General features: G+C 59.8%; 12 protein-coding genes. 8 read left to right on the plus strand and 4 right to left on the minus strand.

Annotated elements, in window-relative coordinates:
• Positions 1-17 precede the first annotated feature (17 nt).
• Together FIU90_RS00815 and FIU90_RS00820 are read right to left on the minus strand one after the other, a co-directional pair.
• Positions 18-947: a hypothetical protein gene (locus FIU90_RS00815; RefSeq protein WP_152433048.1), complete on the minus strand. Its 930-nt coding sequence runs from the start codon at positions 945-947 to the stop codon at positions 18-20.
• A gap of 185 nt (positions 948-1,132) precedes the next feature.
• Complete coding sequence (locus tag FIU90_RS00820) at positions 1,133-1,678, minus strand: hypothetical protein (protein ID WP_152433049.1); 546 nt, start codon at positions 1,676-1,678, stop codon at positions 1,133-1,135.
• 371 nt (positions 1,679-2,049) lie between these two features.
• On the opposite strand from FIU90_RS00820, the gene FIU90_RS00825 reads away from it, so the two are divergent.
• The 6 genes from FIU90_RS00825 to FIU90_RS00850 all read left to right on the plus strand — a co-directional run bounded on the left by FIU90_RS00825 (position 2,050) and on the right by FIU90_RS00850 (position 9,642).
• A complete protein-coding gene (locus FIU90_RS00825) occupies positions 2,050-3,444 on the plus strand; it encodes an MATE family efflux transporter (protein WP_152433050.1) in 1,395 nt (464 codons plus the stop codon).
• 139 nt (positions 3,445-3,583) lie between these two features.
• Complete coding sequence (gene groES / locus FIU90_RS00830) at positions 3,584-3,871, plus strand: co-chaperone GroES (RefSeq protein ID WP_152433051.1); 288 nt, start codon at positions 3,584-3,586, stop codon at positions 3,869-3,871.
• A gap of 56 nt (positions 3,872-3,927) precedes the next feature.
• Positions 3,928-5,580, plus strand: a complete 1,653-nt coding sequence (gene groL / locus FIU90_RS00835; protein WP_152433052.1) for a chaperonin GroEL — start codon at positions 3,928-3,930, stop codon at positions 5,578-5,580.
• Between the two features lie 134 nt (positions 5,581-5,714).
• Entirely contained in the window at positions 5,715-6,122 is a 408-nt protein-coding gene (locus tag FIU90_RS00840; RefSeq protein WP_152433053.1) for a host attachment protein, read from the plus strand.
• Between the two features lie 121 nt (positions 6,123-6,243).
• Positions 6,244-7,716 (plus strand): FAD-binding protein, encoded by a 1,473-nt coding sequence (locus FIU90_RS00845; protein WP_152433054.1) that lies wholly within the window; start codon positions 6,244-6,246, stop codon positions 7,714-7,716.
• A gap of 90 nt (positions 7,717-7,806) precedes the next feature.
• Positions 7,807-9,642 carry a DUF885 family protein gene (locus tag FIU90_RS00850; protein ID WP_152433055.1) on the plus strand — a complete coding sequence of 612 codons (1,836 nt, stop codon included), beginning with the start codon at positions 7,807-7,809 and terminating at the stop codon, positions 9,640-9,642.
• Positions 9,643-9,712: 70 nt separating this feature from the next.
• On the opposite strand, the gene FIU90_RS00855 is transcribed toward FIU90_RS00850, so the two are convergent.
• Complete coding sequence (locus FIU90_RS00855) at positions 9,713-12,070, minus strand: DUF305 domain-containing protein (RefSeq protein ID WP_152433056.1); 2,358 nt, start codon at positions 12,068-12,070, stop codon at positions 9,713-9,715.
• A gap of 245 nt (positions 12,071-12,315) precedes the next feature.
• Between FIU90_RS00855 and FIU90_RS00860 the strand changes: the two genes are divergently transcribed.
• The gene (locus FIU90_RS00860; protein WP_152433057.1) at positions 12,316-13,362 is read left to right on the plus strand and encodes a serine hydrolase; all 1,047 of its coding nucleotides are present in this window, start codon (positions 12,316-12,318) and stop codon (positions 13,360-13,362) included.
• Positions 13,363-13,434: 72 nt separating this feature from the next.
• On the opposite strand, the gene FIU90_RS00865 is transcribed toward FIU90_RS00860, so the two are convergent.
• Positions 13,435-13,704 (minus strand): hypothetical protein, encoded by a 270-nt coding sequence (locus FIU90_RS00865; protein ID WP_152433058.1) that lies wholly within the window; start codon positions 13,702-13,704, stop codon positions 13,435-13,437.
• Positions 13,705-13,949: 245 nt separating this feature from the next.
• Between FIU90_RS00865 and polA the strand changes: the two genes are divergently transcribed.
• Entirely contained in the window at positions 13,950-16,799 is a 2,850-nt protein-coding gene (polA, locus tag FIU90_RS00870) for a DNA polymerase I (RefSeq protein WP_152433059.1), read from the plus strand.
• Positions 16,800-16,863 lie beyond the last annotated feature (64 nt).

Below are 16,863 nucleotides of genomic sequence, written 5' to 3' on the forward strand. Positions count from 1 at the left end.
CCGGGATCATATGCCGATCAACGCTCGCGCGGGACTTCGATCTCGATCTCGACCGTGCCGGGATCCAGCTCTTCGGTCATCGGAAGAAAGAAGCGGCGTTCCTTGCCCGGAGCAACGACACCGGCCCCGACGAAGCGTGAAATCTTGTCGGCCGCCAGCTCGCGCTCGAAATCTTCTCCGGAAAGGGTCTTGCCGCGAATTTTCCATTTGGAGAGGCCTGCGAGAAAGTAACGATTGCCGTCGTTTCCAACGAGTACCTCAAGCCCCTTGATCTCTTGGACCGCGGGCGGCTGTTCGGCGTCTGGTTCAGCTGGAGTTACCTCTGCGACCTCGCCATTGGTGCCTTCGGCGCCGTCTTGGACCTCCGCAGCCTGTTCGACCTCGGAGGCATTTTCTTCAGCGGAACCATCAGCTTCTCCAGCTTCGTCATTCGCCTCGGGGGCGCTCGCTTCGATCAGTCTGGACGAGGCGACGACCGAGCGTATCGCGGGTTCCGCTTCCGCGTTGTTCGGCACGATGTTTACGAGCACGTTGTAGTTGACGACCACCTGGACCTGCGAAGCCTGCGCATCTTCCAGGGCGACCGGCACCTGCCGGATCGACATATAGAAAATCTCGGACCCGGCGAGCTCGATGTCACCGACATACTGAATACGGAATACCTGGCGAGAATTGCCTTCGAGCAAGACTTGTGTCGGGAAGACGAGAAAATCTTCGTCTGCCGGTGTCAGCGTCAGCTTGCCATCGGTAGAAATGTCGCCGCGAAACATCAGGACTTCGTACGGGATCGTACGGTCTGAATCGCTCGATAGCTCAATACGCGCGACCGCGCCCCGGCCACTTGGCGAGAGGTCTACGATCATTGGCGAAACGCGTGCCGCCATCGATGGAGTGGAGATGAGAAGGAGCGACAACAGTGCGCATGCCGCCCAGAGACGCCGGAACATGGATTTCCCCCCAAAGGAATTTGCGCGGCCCTGCCTAGCCGCACACCTGTTTAGATACCGATAACGCGCACAACTCGCGCAAAGTGCAAGCGTGTTAACTTTTGCGTCCCGGTTTCGATCAGGAATCGAAACGGGGGGGAGGGATAATCCCCTCCCCCCCGGATTTTTCGTTTTGTCTTGGTCGCTTAGATCGCGCCGAGAGTAACGGTTGCAACCGACACGTAGATACCTGCCAGCGGACGCAGCGGGTTGTCGTTTGCATTGACGACGGTGCGCAGGACAGCGTTGTTATGGAACGCATCAGCCTGGAACTCGCTCGACGAAGGACCATCGATGGTGCGGTGGTTCACTTCGGTGAAGTCCGAGTTGTTGTTCGCGCGCAGACGAAGGCGATAGTGCAGGAAGTCCTGGAAGTCGCCGGCGTCGGGGCCGTCATTTGCCTGGAAGATGTTGACCATCGGCTGTGCTTCCAGCGTGATCGACGTCGGGTAGTTGCAGCTGGCCCAGATGCGCTGACGCTCAACGTAGCGATCTTCGGTCAGAAGAAGTGCATCGGCACCCGAATCTTCTTCAATGTCGAGAGCACCGAAGAACACGGTGTCCGGATCGTCGACGCTGCATTCAAGCTGGACACCTGCTGCAACGAGGAAGTCGTCGGAAGCCGACGGAGCTGCCATCGCGGGCGAAGACATGAGCGCTGCTGCCCCTGCAGCAAGAAGTAGCTTTTTCATAAAATTTCCCCTTCAAACTCGGTTAAATACCTAGCTTGCGACGCCCCTCTTGTTTTATGCCGGCGCAAGGCCGGTGCGTGAGCAGGTAAACAAGACGTTAACAGCGGATTACGTAATTGCAATCAGGCGACTCTAAATTTCCGATTCGTTAACCATGAAAACCGAGGAAACGCGGGAATTGGCCATTCCGAGTGTCCCAATCTGACACAGTTGAGATCATTTCGGTTAGCAAATTGAACTGAATTCGAGCCGAGCGGGCATCGCGAATTGCCGAATGTGTTGCCTTAACGAATCGACTCGCATTGAATTTGCTTGAGTTTGGCTGATTCCCCTTCCGTCTCGCTGGCAGCAGGCGTATCCGGGCCGGCTTTATGCGCGATGGAATCGATCTCGAAACGCCTAGCTGGGGCAGCGAACTGCGCGAGACGACTAGGCTCGCTGCGCCACTGGCGGCTGCCAATCTGCTGCAGATGTTGACCTATGCGATCGACGTCATTTTCATCGCACGTCTGGGCGACGAGCCGCTTGCCGCATCGTCGCTGGCGGTCGCGCTGTTCGGTCTTGTCCTGTGGGCCATGACCGCGCTCACAGGAGCGGTCGCGCCGCTCATCGCCGAGGCCATCGGCGCGCGTTCGCCATCTTTCCGGCCGGTCCGACGCGCAACGCGCATGGCGGTGTGGCTTGCCGTCATCACCGGAGTCATCGGCATGGGGCTGTGCCTTCTGCTCGAACCGATCATGCATGCGACCGGTCAACAGAAAGCGATCATCTCCCTGGCATCTGAATACAACGTGGTCATCATCTTCTCGATGGTGCCGATGCTGCTTGCCGCGGTGCTGCGCAATTACGTCTCGGCATTGGGCCGCCCGATCTTCGCGACAGCGATCACAGGGCTCGGAATATTTGTAAACGCCTTTGCCAATTATGCCTTCATATTCGGGAATTTCGGCGCACCCGAGCTTGGCCTGACGGGCGCTGCGGTGGCGACTATCATCACCTCGATCTTCACCCTGGTAGTCTATGTGATCGCGATTTTCGCCGACCCGGCCCTCGCGCGTTATCGGATCTTCTACCGTTTCTGGAAACCCGACTGGCACCGGTTCTGGCAGATTGTCCGCATTGGTACACCGATTGCACTCACGGTGACTGCCGAGGCAGGCATTTTCGGCGCAGCGGCATTCCTGATGGGAAGGTTTGGCGCGGCCGAACTGGCAGGTCATACCGTCGCGCTCCAGCTCGCGGCACTCGCCTTTCAAGTTCCGTTCGGCGTCGGCCAGGCCGCCACGATCCGGGTGGGCTATTTCTATGGCGCGCGCGATCCGGTCGGCATCCAGCGAGCTGGTTGGGTCGGACTTTTCATCGCGATAGGCTTCATGTCGCTGACCGCGAGCGCGATGGTACTCGCCCCCCATACGTTGCTTTCGATCTACGTCGACCCTTACGCTGCGAAGAACGCAGCTCTGGTCGGCTTCGCCCTGCAATATCTTGTCCTTGCAGCTGCATTCCAACTGGTCGACGGGGTGCAGGCGGTGGCGGCCGGAGCATTGCGCGGATTACAGGATACGCGCGTGCCGATGTGGATCGCGATCTTCAGCTATTGGGTGCCGGGCTTCGGCCTCGCCATCGGTCTCGGTTTCTTCACCCCGCTCGAAGGCGTGGGCGTCTGGATCGGGCTTGCGGCTGGCCTTGCTTTCGCCGCCGTGCTGCTTACCTGGCGCTGGATGCTGCGTGAGCGGCTGGCGCTCTCGGTTCGTCCGGCGACATAGCGCCGCCTGCTTCCCGAACTTTTTTCCTGAACCTTGGTTGACTCATGGGGGCAGCGCACCCATTTGCGCCTGCGCTGGCACTCTCGTGGGGAGAGCGCCAAAAACCACACGAACCTCTTTTGCAGAAAGGTCATACACCATGGCATTTCGTCCGCTGCACGACCGCGTTGTCGTCCGCCGCATCGAAGCCGACCAGAAAACCGCTGGCGGCATCATCATCCCCGACTCCGCACAGGAAAAGCCATCCGAGGGCGAAATCGTCGCCGTCGGCGAAGGCGCTCGCGACGACGACGGCGACCGCATCCCGCTGGATGTGAAAGCCGGCGACCGTGTGCTCTTCGGCAAATGGTCGGGCACCGAAGTGAAGATCGACGGTGAAGACCTGCTGATCATGAAGGAAAGCGACATCATGGGGATCATCAGCTGAACCCGCTGATCCTCTAACGCTTTTCCAACCAACCACGAATTCCAGGAGAAACACCAATGGCTGCCAAGGACGTAAAGTTCAGCCGTGACGCCCGCGAGGGCATCCTCAAGGGCGTCGACACGCTCGCCAACGCCGTAAAGGTCACTCTCGGCCCCAAGGGTCGCAACGTCGTGATCGACAAGAGCTTCGGCGCTCCCCGCATCACCAAGGACGGCGTCACCGTCGCCAAGGAAATCGAGCTTAAGGACAAGTTCGAGAACATGGGCGCCCAGATGCTCAAGGAAGTGGCATCGAAAACCAATGATCTTGCAGGTGACGGCACCACGACCGCAACCGTGCTCGGCCAGGCGATTGCCCGCGAAGGCATGACCGCCGTTGCCGCCGGCATGAATCCGATGGATCTGAAGCGCGGCATCGACACTGCGGTCCACGCCGTCGTAGAAAACCTCAAGAGCCGTTCGAAAGACGTCTCGGGCTCCGAAGAAATCGCCCAGGTCGGCGTTATCTCGGCCAATGGCGACAAAGAAGTCGGCGAGAAGATCGCCGAAGCCATGGAAAAGGTCGGCAAAGAAGGCGTCATCACCGTCGAGGAAGCCAAGGGTCTCGAATTCGAGCTCGACGTGGTCGAAGGCATGCAGTTCGACCGCGGCTATCTCTCGCCCTACTTCATCACCAACCCGGACAAGATGACGGTCGAACTCGATAACCCGTACATCCTGATCCATGAGAAGAAGCTTTCGAACCTCCAGTCGATGCTGCCGATCCTCGAAGCGGCCGTTCAGAGCGGTCGCCCGCTGCTGATCATCGCGGAGGACATCGAAGGCGAAGCACTTGCAACCCTCGTGGTGAACAAGCTGCGCGGCGGCCTCAAGGTTGCTGCGGTCAAGGCACCGGGCTTCGGCGATCGTCGCAAGGCCATGCTGCAGGACATCGCGATCCTCACCAAAGGCGAGATGGTCAGCGAAGATCTCGGCATCAAGCTCGAGAACGTGACCCTCGGCATGCTGGGCGAAGCCAAGCGCGTCACCATCGACAAGGACAACACCACCATCGTCGATGGCGCAGGTAGCGAAGAGGACATCAAAGCCCGCGTTGCCGAAATCCGCACCCAGATCGAGAACACCACGAGCGACTATGACCGCGAGAAGCTCCAGGAGCGCCTCGCCAAGCTCGCCGGCGGTGTTGCCGTGATCAAGGTCGGCGGTGCTTCGGAAGTCGAAGTGAAGGAACGCAAGGACCGCGTCGACGACGCGCTGCACGCCACCCGCGCTGCTGTCGAAGAGGGCATCGTCCCGGGCGGCGGCACCGCGTTGCTTTACGCATCGAAGGTGCTCGAAGGCGTGAAGGGCGAGAATGACGACCAGACCCGCGGCATCGACATCGTCCGCCGCGCGATCATGGCACCGGTTCGCCAGATTGCCGAAAACGCCGGCCATGACGGTGCGGTTGTTTCGGGCAATCTCCTGCGCGAAGGCGACGAAACGCAGGGCTTCAACGCGGCAACTGAAACCTATGAAAACCTGGTCGAGGCCGGCGTGATCGACCCGACCAAGGTCGTGCGCACCGCGCTCCAGGACGCAGCTTCGGTCGCAGGCCTGCTGATCACCACGGAAGCGGCGATTACCGACGCTCCGGAAGACAAGAGCGCTGCACCGGCCATGCCCGATATGGGCGGAATGGGCGGCATGGGCGGAATGGGCGGCTTCTAAGCAACCCCCAGTCACCATCGCATCAAAGAAGCCCCGGCGGAGCGATCCGCCGGGGCTTTTCTTGTGTGTTATAGATAAGTGGAAACGCAACCATTCAGGCACCGATGCGTTGTTGAGGCAAAGGAGAAACCTGCATGAAGTTAGCACACAAGGCTCACGTCGCACTGGTCGATGGAGAGAGCTTCACGCTCTTCCGCAATGAAGGCCAGATTTTCGAACCCAAGCTCGTCAAGGAAGACAATCCCGAACTAGACGTCACCAATTTCAGCGCCGGAGTTCGGCATCAGGATCATATCGGACAGGAGCTTGGCCGCACGCAGCTTGAAGAGCTCGCGCACGGGGCGGCTGTCGCTGAATGGCTGAATGCAAAGGCAATCAGCGGCGACCTCAATGAAGTGCTGATCATAGCCGACCCGAAATCGCTGGGCGAAATGCGCCAGCACTATCATTCCGAGCTGGAGAAACGCGTGATCGGAGAGATCGACAAGACATTGACAGGCATGCCGATCGACAAGCTCGAACAGGCCATCGCCTCCGAGTAATCCGCGCCCTTCCCTCATCAAGCCTCCGCGCGGCTATCGGCTGCGTGGAGGTTTTTGTTTGCAAAATCAGCAACAAGCGGTGATCATTGCGCCGGGGCGCGCAAACGGGGGTAATGGCACGATGTTCAAGCTGCCGAAAATCCTGCGGCCCAAGAACAGGCCCGCGGATGGCGATCTGAGGGAAAAAGAAAAGCTCGAATCCTGGATGCGGGTCTTCCAGTGCGGCGTCTACCAGCACCGCTTTACTTCTGACGAGAAGCTCGCCGAGTTCATACGCGACTGCGAATACTCCTGCGTCGGCCAGTCCCACAGCTACAACGGCATCCAGATCGTCCCCGACCTCAACGCAGTGATGATGGGCAAGTCGACACTCGACATCTGCACCTATGACAAGGCGACACAGACGGTCACGTGCGGGCCATCCACGACAATCGAGCAGTTGAAACGCGAGCTGCTCGAACACGACCGCAAAATGTTCAACAGCGGCAATTACATGGCGCAGACGGTTGTCGGCGCGCTGGTCACCGGAACCCATGGGTATGGCAAACGCGCGACGATGGCGGACGCGATTACGCAACTGACCTTCCTTGATGGAGCCGGCCGCGAAGTGACATTGAAGCGCGGCGATCCCGATTTCGGGTACGCCGCTATCTCCTTTGGCACCATCGCCCCGATCATCAGCGTTACGTTGGAAACCGCGCCGCTCGAGGAGTACCAGTCCGACGCCTGGATCACGCGGCTCAGCAAGAAGAAGGGGCGCGAAAAAGGAAGCGTTGCCACCTCTTGGGCGGTGGTCCCCTACAGCAACCCGGACGATCCCCTCATCATGTTGCACACGCTCCGCCCGGCGAGCGAAAACAAGAACGCGAAGAAGCACGTACCGAAATTCTTCTCGGCTGCGGGGCTCACGATGTTCTTTATCGAGCGTTACTGGGCAATCGACCGGGCATTTCCCAAGATGCGCCGCTCGCTCCAGCGCCTTGCCGACCGGATCGACATTCGAAGCCATCGCCGCACTATCACCGACAAGCGCGATCTCGACTATCTCTACGATCCAGAGCCGCTGCTAAAATCACAGCGCTCGCCCGATTTCCTGACGGGGCTCTTTTCTACCACCCACACCGCCTACAACCTCGCTTTTCATGTGCCGCTCGACCGGGCGGAGGAAGTCATCAAATTCATACTCCTCGAAGTCGAAAGCTGGAGGACGCTCGGTTTCTACCTGAAGAGCCTGATCGGAGTGCGTGAGTTGAGCGACGCCTCATCCCTTCCCTTCGCCGCCAATTTCGGCGGTGCGGTCGCTGCGATCGACCTGTTCGCAGATATCCGCGATTACGCCTGGCTCGAGCGGATACAGCGCGAGGTCCTTAGCTATTTCGAGAATGTGCGACCGCATTGGGGAAAGAGCGCGATTGTCGGCGAGTTTGCCGATAGCCTTGGCGAGGACACGCACATGGCACATTTGCGCGCGCTCCACCAACATCACTTTCCATCGGGTAATCTGAAGCCCAATGAGCGCGTGCGACGCCTGTTCGATCTCGGTCAACCGATGGCTACCGCGTCGATTTCCAAGGCGACGTATGACGATGGCTGAACGCTATCCGTCGAATGGCCGACTTCCAATTTGCCTCGCATTGTTGCATGCAAGCTTTCATAAAAGAAGAGTTGAGGACGCTGGTACGCAATGAAAATTCAAATTGCCGCACTCTTGCTCGGATCAGTCGTGCTTGCAAATTGCGACGCTGCCGTCAGCCAACCGACATTCGAATGCACACAGACCGAGACCGAGTGCATCAACGAATGGTTCGATGCGAAGTTCGAAGAGGCGCTGAGGTTCAGCCCGATCCGGCAGACCGCGCTGGGCATCAAGACCGACTACGACAAAATCGACGACTTCTCGGTCGAGGCTGAGCAGGAGCAGCTCGAATGGTGGCGCGCGGCGACAGCCGAGATGGAGGCCAATTTCGACTATGACGAGCTGTCCGACGAGGCGAAGCTGTCATGGGACATGTGGCAATTCCGGCTGGAACAGGCCGAGGCCGCCGCGAACTGGCGCGACCAGCAATACATTCTCCACCAGATGAACGGGACACATACTGCACTACCGAGCTTTCTCCTGTCGCAACACAAGGTGGAAAGCGAGAGCGACATGCTCGCCTTTATCGCGCGCCTTGGTGGGATTGGCACCGCGATGGACCAGCTTCTCGTGCGCGCCCAGAGCAATGCCGAAGCAGGCACTCGCCCGCCGCGCTTCGCCTATGATGCTGTAATCGATGAGAGCCGCAAGCTCATCACCGGCGCACCCTTCGATGACGGGGCACCATCGGCGCTGTGGGCCGCAACGGAAGAGCATCTCGCCAAGCTGGTCGCTGACGGCATTATTACTCAGGAGCGCGCAGACGAGTTGCGAGAGCAAGCCCGTGAGGCGCTCACTGAAAAGATGGCGCCGGCTTATGCGCGAGTAATCGAATGGTTCACTGCCGACCGCTCCAACACATCGGACGAGACCAAGGGCGTGAGCTCGCTGACCAACGGCGCCGACTTCTACAACCACCAGCTCGCGATGATGACGACGACCGAACTCACTGCCGACGAGATCCACGAAAAGGGCCTTGCCGAAGTCGCGCGAATTCGCGGCGAGATGGAAGCCATCATGGACGAGGTCGGGTTCGCCGGCTCGCTGCAGGATTTCTTTGCCTTCACGCGCGAGGACGACCGCTTTTATTTCCCCGACAATGATCGCGGCGCGGAGATGTACATCGAGCAGTCGAAGAAGCACCTCGACTTCATCAACGAACGCCTGCCCGAATATTTCGGCATCCTGCCGAAAGCTCCGCTGGAAGTCCGGCGGGTCGAGCCATTCCGGGAGCAGGATGGCGCCGCTCAGCACTATCGCCCCGGCACGCCTGATGGCTCGCGGCCCGGTATCTACTATGCCCACCTGTCGGACATGCGCGCGATGCCGATCCCCGTGCTCGAAGCTATTGCCTATCACGAGGGAAATCCCGGCCATCACATGCAGGTTTCGATTGCACAGGAACTTGCAGGCGTGCCGCGCTTCCGTTCGCAGGGCGGCTTTATCTCTGCCTTTGGGGAGGGTTGGGCGCTCTATTCCGAACTGCTGGCGAAGGAAATGGGCGCCTACGAAGATCCCTATTCGGACTTCGGTCGGCTAACCAACGAGATGTGGCGTGCGATCCGTCTGGTGGTCGACACCGGCATCCATTCCAAGGGCTGGAGCGAGCAACAGGCCGTCGACTACTTCCTCGAGAACTCGCCGATGCCCGAAACCACGGTACGATCCGAAGTGCGCCGGTATTTCGTGCTGCCCGGACAGGCGACGAGCTACAAGATTGGCATGATCCGCATTCAGGAACTGCGCGCGATGGCCGAACGCGAGCTCGGTGAAGACTTCGACATTCGCGGATTTCACGACACCGTACTTGGTGGCGGCGCGGTGCCGCTCAACATCCTCGAACAACGGGTCAACCGTTGGGTGAATTCGCAGAAATCGACCTGACTTTGCGCGACGCAACGAAAGGCGGGATGGCACGGCCACCCCGCCCATTCTGTGTTCAGGAACTGTTGGTCTAGCCGCCCCGGCGGCTGGCGGTTGCGGCTTCTATCACGTCATCATCCCAGGTGACCTGCGTCTGGGTCTGCGGATTAAAACGCGAGTCCGCGTAGCTTGCCGACTCCGCAGCGGCGATTTCGGCTGCGGTCAGATGCTCACTCGGCTCCAATGCGAAAACGTCGATGCCCCGCGTGATCTCTGTCCCGTAGATGCGGCCGTTATACCAGTAGGATGACCAATAGCCGCCCACCACGAGCTGCTCTTCACTTATCGGGCCGCGATCGAAGAAGGCGATTTCCTTGGGGTTGGCACTATCGGTGAAGTCCATCACGCTGATGCCGCCCTGGTACCATGACTGCACGAAGATATCGCGGCCCGGCACCGGAATGATCGAACCGTTGTGCGCGACGCAATTCTCCGTGTCACCCTGCGGCCCGGGCATTTTGTAGTGGCTCTGGAATTCAAGCTTGCCGTCCACGATGTTGTAGATCGCGTTGGCACCCCAAGTCATGGGATCGGAAGCCCGGCAGCGCGGACGGCCACCGCCGCCCCACTCATCGGTGAAGATCACCTTGGTGCCGTCATTGTTGAATGTTGCCGAGTGCCAGTAGGCAAAGCCCTTGTCGAAAACGGCGTCGATGCGAACCGGGTTCATCGGGTCGGAAATATCCATAAGTATCCCGTTACCCGAACACGCGCCTGCGGCGAGGTTCTTGCTCGGGAAGACGGTGATGTCGTGGCACTGATCGGTGCGTGAGGTGCGTTGGGTACCCTCGCCGCTATCACCACCTTTCCAAAGGCCTGCGATCTCGCCGGTTTCTGCGTCGGCAAAAACGCGCGGACTGCGGACGATGCGGGCGGCACCTGGGTTCGCGACCGGAATCTCGATCACATCGATGCTGAACAGCGCCGTGCGACTATCTGCCGGATTGTCGATGCAGCGCGCGAGCTCTTCCTGCTCGCGGATGCGCGACGTGCCCGAATTGTAAACGACGATCCGCTCGTCATTGGCGCTCACGACTGAGTGAGTGTGGCTGCCGCGGCAGGTCTGCACGCCGCCGACCTGACGTGGGCGCGTGAGGTCGGAAATGTCGAAAATGCGAAGTCCGCGGAAACGCTCCTCGCTCACATCGTCTTCGACGCCCTGCAACCCGCAATCGACGCGGCCGCGGGTCTGCTCGACGCTCATGATGAGAATGTCGCCGACAACCGAAACATCGCCCTGCCCGCCCGGGCATACCACCGAGCTGACGAGGTTCGGCACGCCGTCATCGCCGAGGCGGTAGATGTTGAAGCCGTGGTAATTACCCGCAACCATGATGTCGTCGAAAAACGCCATGTCGGTGTTCGCGAAGTCGAGCAGCGGGCTGCGCTCGGCGAATTGGGTCAAGTCCTCGTCGTCGTCATTCCGCTCCGGATCGCCAGTGCTGTCATCGTCTCCATCGGCGTCGGCGATTGCGACGGTCTCATCATTGGCATCGCCGGTTTCGACCGCGACCGGGCTTTCGTCGGCGAGCTGCGCTTCGTCGATTTCGCCCTCGATTTCTGCTGCGGCCGCATCGTCGTCATCCTTGCGAGGCGGAACCGCAGGGCGAAGATCGGCGGGATTGTCCGGGTCGAAAAAGCCGGCTGGCTTGGGAAGGCTTGCGACTTTGCGAAGGTTGCTGATCGCTTCGCCAGCATCATCGAATCCGGCGGCGAGAGATGCACGCGGATCTTCGGAAAGGCCTGCGAGCACGACGTCCATCTTGTCGAGTTCGGCTTTCTGGTCGTTCTCGACATCTCCGATAAAGCGGAAAAGGATCGGGTCGGCAGCACTGCCCGGCTGGCGCAAAAGCGCATCGACCATTTCGATCGCTCCTTCGTGATGGGCAATCATCAATGTGAGAAACTGACGGTCGAATTCGGTACCTTCCGACTGCCGGAGCGCTTCGAGCTGCGCGGGCGTCGCCATGCCAGCCATCATGTGGTGAATGGGCTCCTTGTGCGCCGCCATTGCCGGCATTTCGGTCGGCTCACCGCGTTCACTGAGCCAATTGCGCATAAAATCGATCTCGTCGGCCTGGCTGGCCAGGATACGCCCGGCGATCGCCACCACCTCTTCAGTATTGGTGCGATCAACGACAAGCTCGGACATCACCACTGCCTGCTGGTGGTGCACGATCATGTTTTGCATGAATTTGACGTCCGCATCGGTATATTTGGAAGCGGCAAGCTTGGTGGCTTCATCGGCGCTAAGCGTGCGGCTTTCCTGGCCGGGGGCGCCCGGTTGCACAATGGGCGCGCTCTGTGCGAAGGCCATGCTGGAGCTTCCCAGCAACAAGGCGGTCAGGATCGCGCGCGAGCCACGCGCGGCAGAGTGGTTGTTAGTCATGAGGCGTCCCGTTGCAAAATGAACCGGGACCCTAATCAGCGCCCGACCGTTATCCCGTCAAGCCCTCACAAGTGCTGATCGACGAATGCCGGATACAGGCCGTTTGTCGACATTGCGCGATACCCTGTCGCTGCACTCGCACCGTTCATCGCACGCGGTGAAATGAGGGCTTGCCGCGACGAATCGGTCGAATGTAGATTCTTCGATTAAGTCCACGGCAACCATGATTACTGTAGGTTTCGCCAATGATCACAAAGCTTCGTCACCCCTTCTTCGTCGCCCTTGCAGCCGGGCTTGCAATGGTTTCCGCTCCTGCGCTTGCGCAGTCCGAAAGGCAGCAAGGCAGCGAACTCCAGTCCAGTTTCGACAGCGCCTTCGGCACCGAAATGCGCAGTCCGCAATCCTTCGAGGCGATTTACGAGACCGGTTTCGAGCGCCGGATTGCAGAGCTGGCCGATGGCGACCGGGGGCGGATCGGCGTCGCGGCGATGGATTTGAAGACGGGCGAGATGATCACCGTACTGGGCGACCAGCTCTTCCCGATGGCGTCGACCAGCAAGATCGCGGTCGCCGCGACTTATCTGGAGATGGTCGATCAGGGCAAATACTCGCTGACTTCCGAGTTTCCGCTACTGATCCCGGTTCGATCTGCCAAGTATTCGTCGCGAGCCGCGCCGGTCCGCAAGGGCAAGTACATGCCGGCAATCGACCTTATCGAGATCATGATCACGCGCTCGAGCAATCCGGCGACAGACGCGCTCCTCGATGCCGTTGGAGGGCCGGAGAAAGTCAACCAGTGGATGCGCCGTCAGGGGATCAACGATTTCTCGATCGATCGCGATATCGCGACACTGGTACGCGACGATGGCGAATACGATCCAGCCACATGGATCGATCCGCGCGATGCGGCCACTCCTCGTGCGATGGTCAGGCTGTTGCAGGGCCTTTATCGGGGCGATTTCCTGTCCGACCAGAGCCGTCGCGTGCTGCTCGGCGCGATGAGCCGGACAGTCACTGGCAAACGCCGCATACCTGCCTACATGCCCGAAGTAGCCCGGGTGAGCCACAAGACCGGATCGCTCAATAACACTTCGAGCGATATCGGCATCATCGAATACCCTGACGGTCGTGCCATTGCGGTTGCGATCTACGTCACGGGACAGGGCACCCGTCGCAATCGCGAAGCGCGCATCGCGTCTATCGCCCGCGCTCTATACGATGGTTTCGACGCCAAGGCGCGTGCCCGCGATCGCAACCCCAACTGGACAAGCGCCACCGGAAACGGCGGCTGAGCCCGATACCTGCGCAAAAGAAAAAGGCGGCGCCTCGCGGCACCGCCTCTTCTTTGAGTCTGCTCGACTGAATTAGTCGTTGGCAGCTTCTTCTTCGGTCTGACCGGTCAGCGAAGCTTCAGCTTCGACGGCTGCGTCTTCAGCAGCTTCGCCAGCAGCTTCGGCGCCAGCTTCGACTTCAGCAGCAGCTTCGCCAGCAGCGTCCTGAACGGCTTCAGCGTTGGCTTCAGCGTCTGCAGCCATTGCGTCGCCCATTTCGCCAGCCTGTTCAGCGGTTTCGCCGCAAGCAGCGAGGCCAAGAGCCGAAGTGGCGATTGCAGCAGCAAGAACGATCTTACGCATAATTTCAAATCCTTATTCAGCGGATGATTGAGGCAAGGCAGCAAGTTTGAGCCAAGCCGAAGTCGGTGCTTTAACCCCGACTCTGCTGGCCGAGATAATGGCGGAATTGTGGCAATGCAAGCGAAATAAGGCGATCTCGCCCCAATTTTGCCCTTTTTGTGCCACAATTCAGACGGGTCGAGTATTAGTCCCCGAGGTCGTCAAAGCGGCTTACGCAAGGCGCGGACGGGTGCTAGCAGGCGATCATGGCCGATCAAAAGCAGCACCTCTATCTCGTCGACGGTTCATCCTACATTTTTCGCGCCTATCATAGGCTCCCGCCGCTAACCGACCCGGAAGGAACACCGGTCGGCGCAGTTTATGGCTACACCACCATGCTGTGGAAGCTGGCAGAGGATCTCGATGCGGCCGATGGGCCGACGCATCTTGCGGTCATCCTCGACAAGGATTCGACCAGTTTCAGGAACGAAATCTATCCGGAGTACAAGGCCAACCGCCCTGAACCCCCCGAGGATCTGCGACCGCAATTCCCGCTAATCAGAGATGCGACCCGCGCATTCAGCCTGCCGTGCATCGAGGAGGCAGGACTGGAAGCCGACGATCTGATCGCATCCTATGCGCGCGAGGCACAGCGCAAGGGCTGGGATGTCACTATCGTTTCATCCGACAAAGACCTGATGCAGCTGGTGGGTGAGGTCGACGGCGCGCGGATCGACATGCTCGACACCATGAAAAGCCAGCGCATCTATATCGACGAGGTCGAAGAGAAGTTCGGCGTGAAGCCCGAACTGGTCGGCGACGTCCTTGCCCTGATGGGTGACAGCGTCGACAACATTCCTGGCATTTACGGCGTCGGGCCCAAGACAGCGAGTAAGCTGATCAGCGAGCACGGTTCGCTTACCGCGGCGCTCGACCATGCGCCCGAGATGAAGAAATCGAAGCTGAAGGAGCGCCTTATCGAGGGGCGCGAAAATGCCGAGATGTCGCGGGTTCTGGTGACGCTAAAAGAAGATTGCGAACTCCCCCAACCGATCGAAGAGATGAAGCTGGATGGCGTGCCGCCCGAGCCGCTCGCCGCATTTCTCGAAAAGCATGGCTTCACCTCGCTCCTGCGCCGGCTCGATGCCGGGACGGGCAGCCCCGACCGTCCGAACAATCTTGACCCTGCCAAGGCGGATACGAAGGGCGACGGCGGCGATGCGGAAGGCAACCGCCAGCCGCTCCCCGAAATGCCGGATGTAGATCGCTCTGCCTACGAGACTGTGCAGAGCATGGACCGGCTCAAGCAATGGATAGACCGCGCGGAGGCCGCACGGCTTGTGGCGGTCGACACAGAAACGTCATCGCTCGACGCAATGCAGGCCGAACTGGTCGGCATGAGCCTTGCGCTGGGGCCAAACGATGCCTGCTACATTCCGTTCGCGCACCATAATGTCGGCGGGGGCGGCAACGACATGTTCGCCGAGAGACCCGAGCAGGTCGACCGAGACGAGGCCCTCGAAGCCTTGAAACCGATGCTGTCCAACGATGCCGTGATCAAGGTTTTCCAGAACGGCAAATACGATCTCAACGTACTCGCTCGCTACGGCGTGAAAGTCGGGCCGATCGAGGACACGATGATAATCAGCTTCGATCTCGATGCAGGCCGCGGCGAAGGCATGGGCGGCGGTCACGGCATGGATGAGCTCTCCGAACGCCATCTCGGCCACACGCCGCTCGCCTTCAAGGAAGTGTGCGGGACAGGGAAGAAAGCGATCCCCTTCAACGAAGTGCCACTGGACCGCGCAACGGAATACGCCGCCGAAGACGCGGACGTGACATGGCGACTCTATCGGCACTTGAAGCCTCGCCTCGCGATCGAGGGGGGAAGCAGGATTTACGAGCGCGTCGATCGCCCGCTGATCCCCGTGGTCGCGCACATGGAACGCGAAGGGATCAAAGTCGACCGTGCGCGTCTATCGAAACTTTCCGAGGAATTCTCGACCGAAACGGCGAAGCTCGAAAAGGAGATCCACGCAATAGCCGGGCAGGAATTCGCAGTCGGCAGCCCCAAGCAACTCGGCGAAATCCTGTTCGACAAGATGGGGTTCAAGGGCGGAAAGAAAGGAAAGAGCGGGCAGTATTCGACCGATCAGTCGGTACTGGAAAAGCTCGCTGGCGATGGCGAGGGGATCGCGAAAAAGGTGCTCGAATGGCGGCACCTGTCGAAGCTCAAATCGACCTATACCGATGCGCTGCAGGCGCAGATCAATCCAGATACAGGCCGCGTGCATACAAGCTACAGCCTTGTGGGCGCGCAAACGGGGCGCCTTTCCTCGACCGACCCGAACCTGCAGAATATCCCGATCCGCACGGCGATTGGCCGCCAGATCCGCGAGGCATTTGTGCCAGAGGACGGCAATGTCCTGCTCGCGGCAGACTATTCCCAGATCGAACTGCGCCTCGCTGCCCACATGGCGGACGTAGACACGCTCAAGGAAGCTTTCGCGAATGGCGAGGACATCCATGCCCGCACCGCGGTCGAGATGTTCGGCGAGGTCAATCGCGACACTCGTGCGCGCGCCAAGACAATCAATTTCGCAATCCTGTACGGTATTTCACGCTGGGGATTGGCGGGAAGGCTCGAGGTCGAACCTGACGAAGCTCAGGAGATGATCGATACCTACTTCCAGCGCTTTCCCGGCATCCAGCGATACATCATGGAAACACTCGAAACCGTGCGCGAGTGCGGCTATTCTGAGACACTGTTCGGACGGAAGACCTGGTTTCCTCGCATCAAGTCGAAAAACCAGGCCGAACGGCAAGGTTCCGAGCGGGCGGCCATCAACGCCCCGATTCAGGGAACCAGCGCGGATATCATCAAGCGAGCGATGGCACGGATGCTGCCCGCATTGCGCGATGCCGGCCTGAAAGAAGTTCGCATGCTCTTGCAGGTCCACGACGAACTCGTTTTCGAGCTTCCCGAAGGCGACGTTGAAGCCGCTTCGCCGATTATCGAACGCGTGATGGCAGAGGCTGCACTGCCTGCAGTCAAGCTCGACGTGCCGCTTGGGGTGGACATCGGAACAGGGAAATCATGGGATGCCGCGCATTGATGGGCCGAGCTGCCGTCTGGGCTACGGTTGAAATTGCGAAGCGGGGACCATAGTTCGCGCGCGA

The organism is Erythrobacter sp. THAF29 (assembly GCF_009363635.1).
Lineage (GTDB): Bacteria > Pseudomonadota > Alphaproteobacteria > Sphingomonadales > Sphingomonadaceae > Erythrobacter.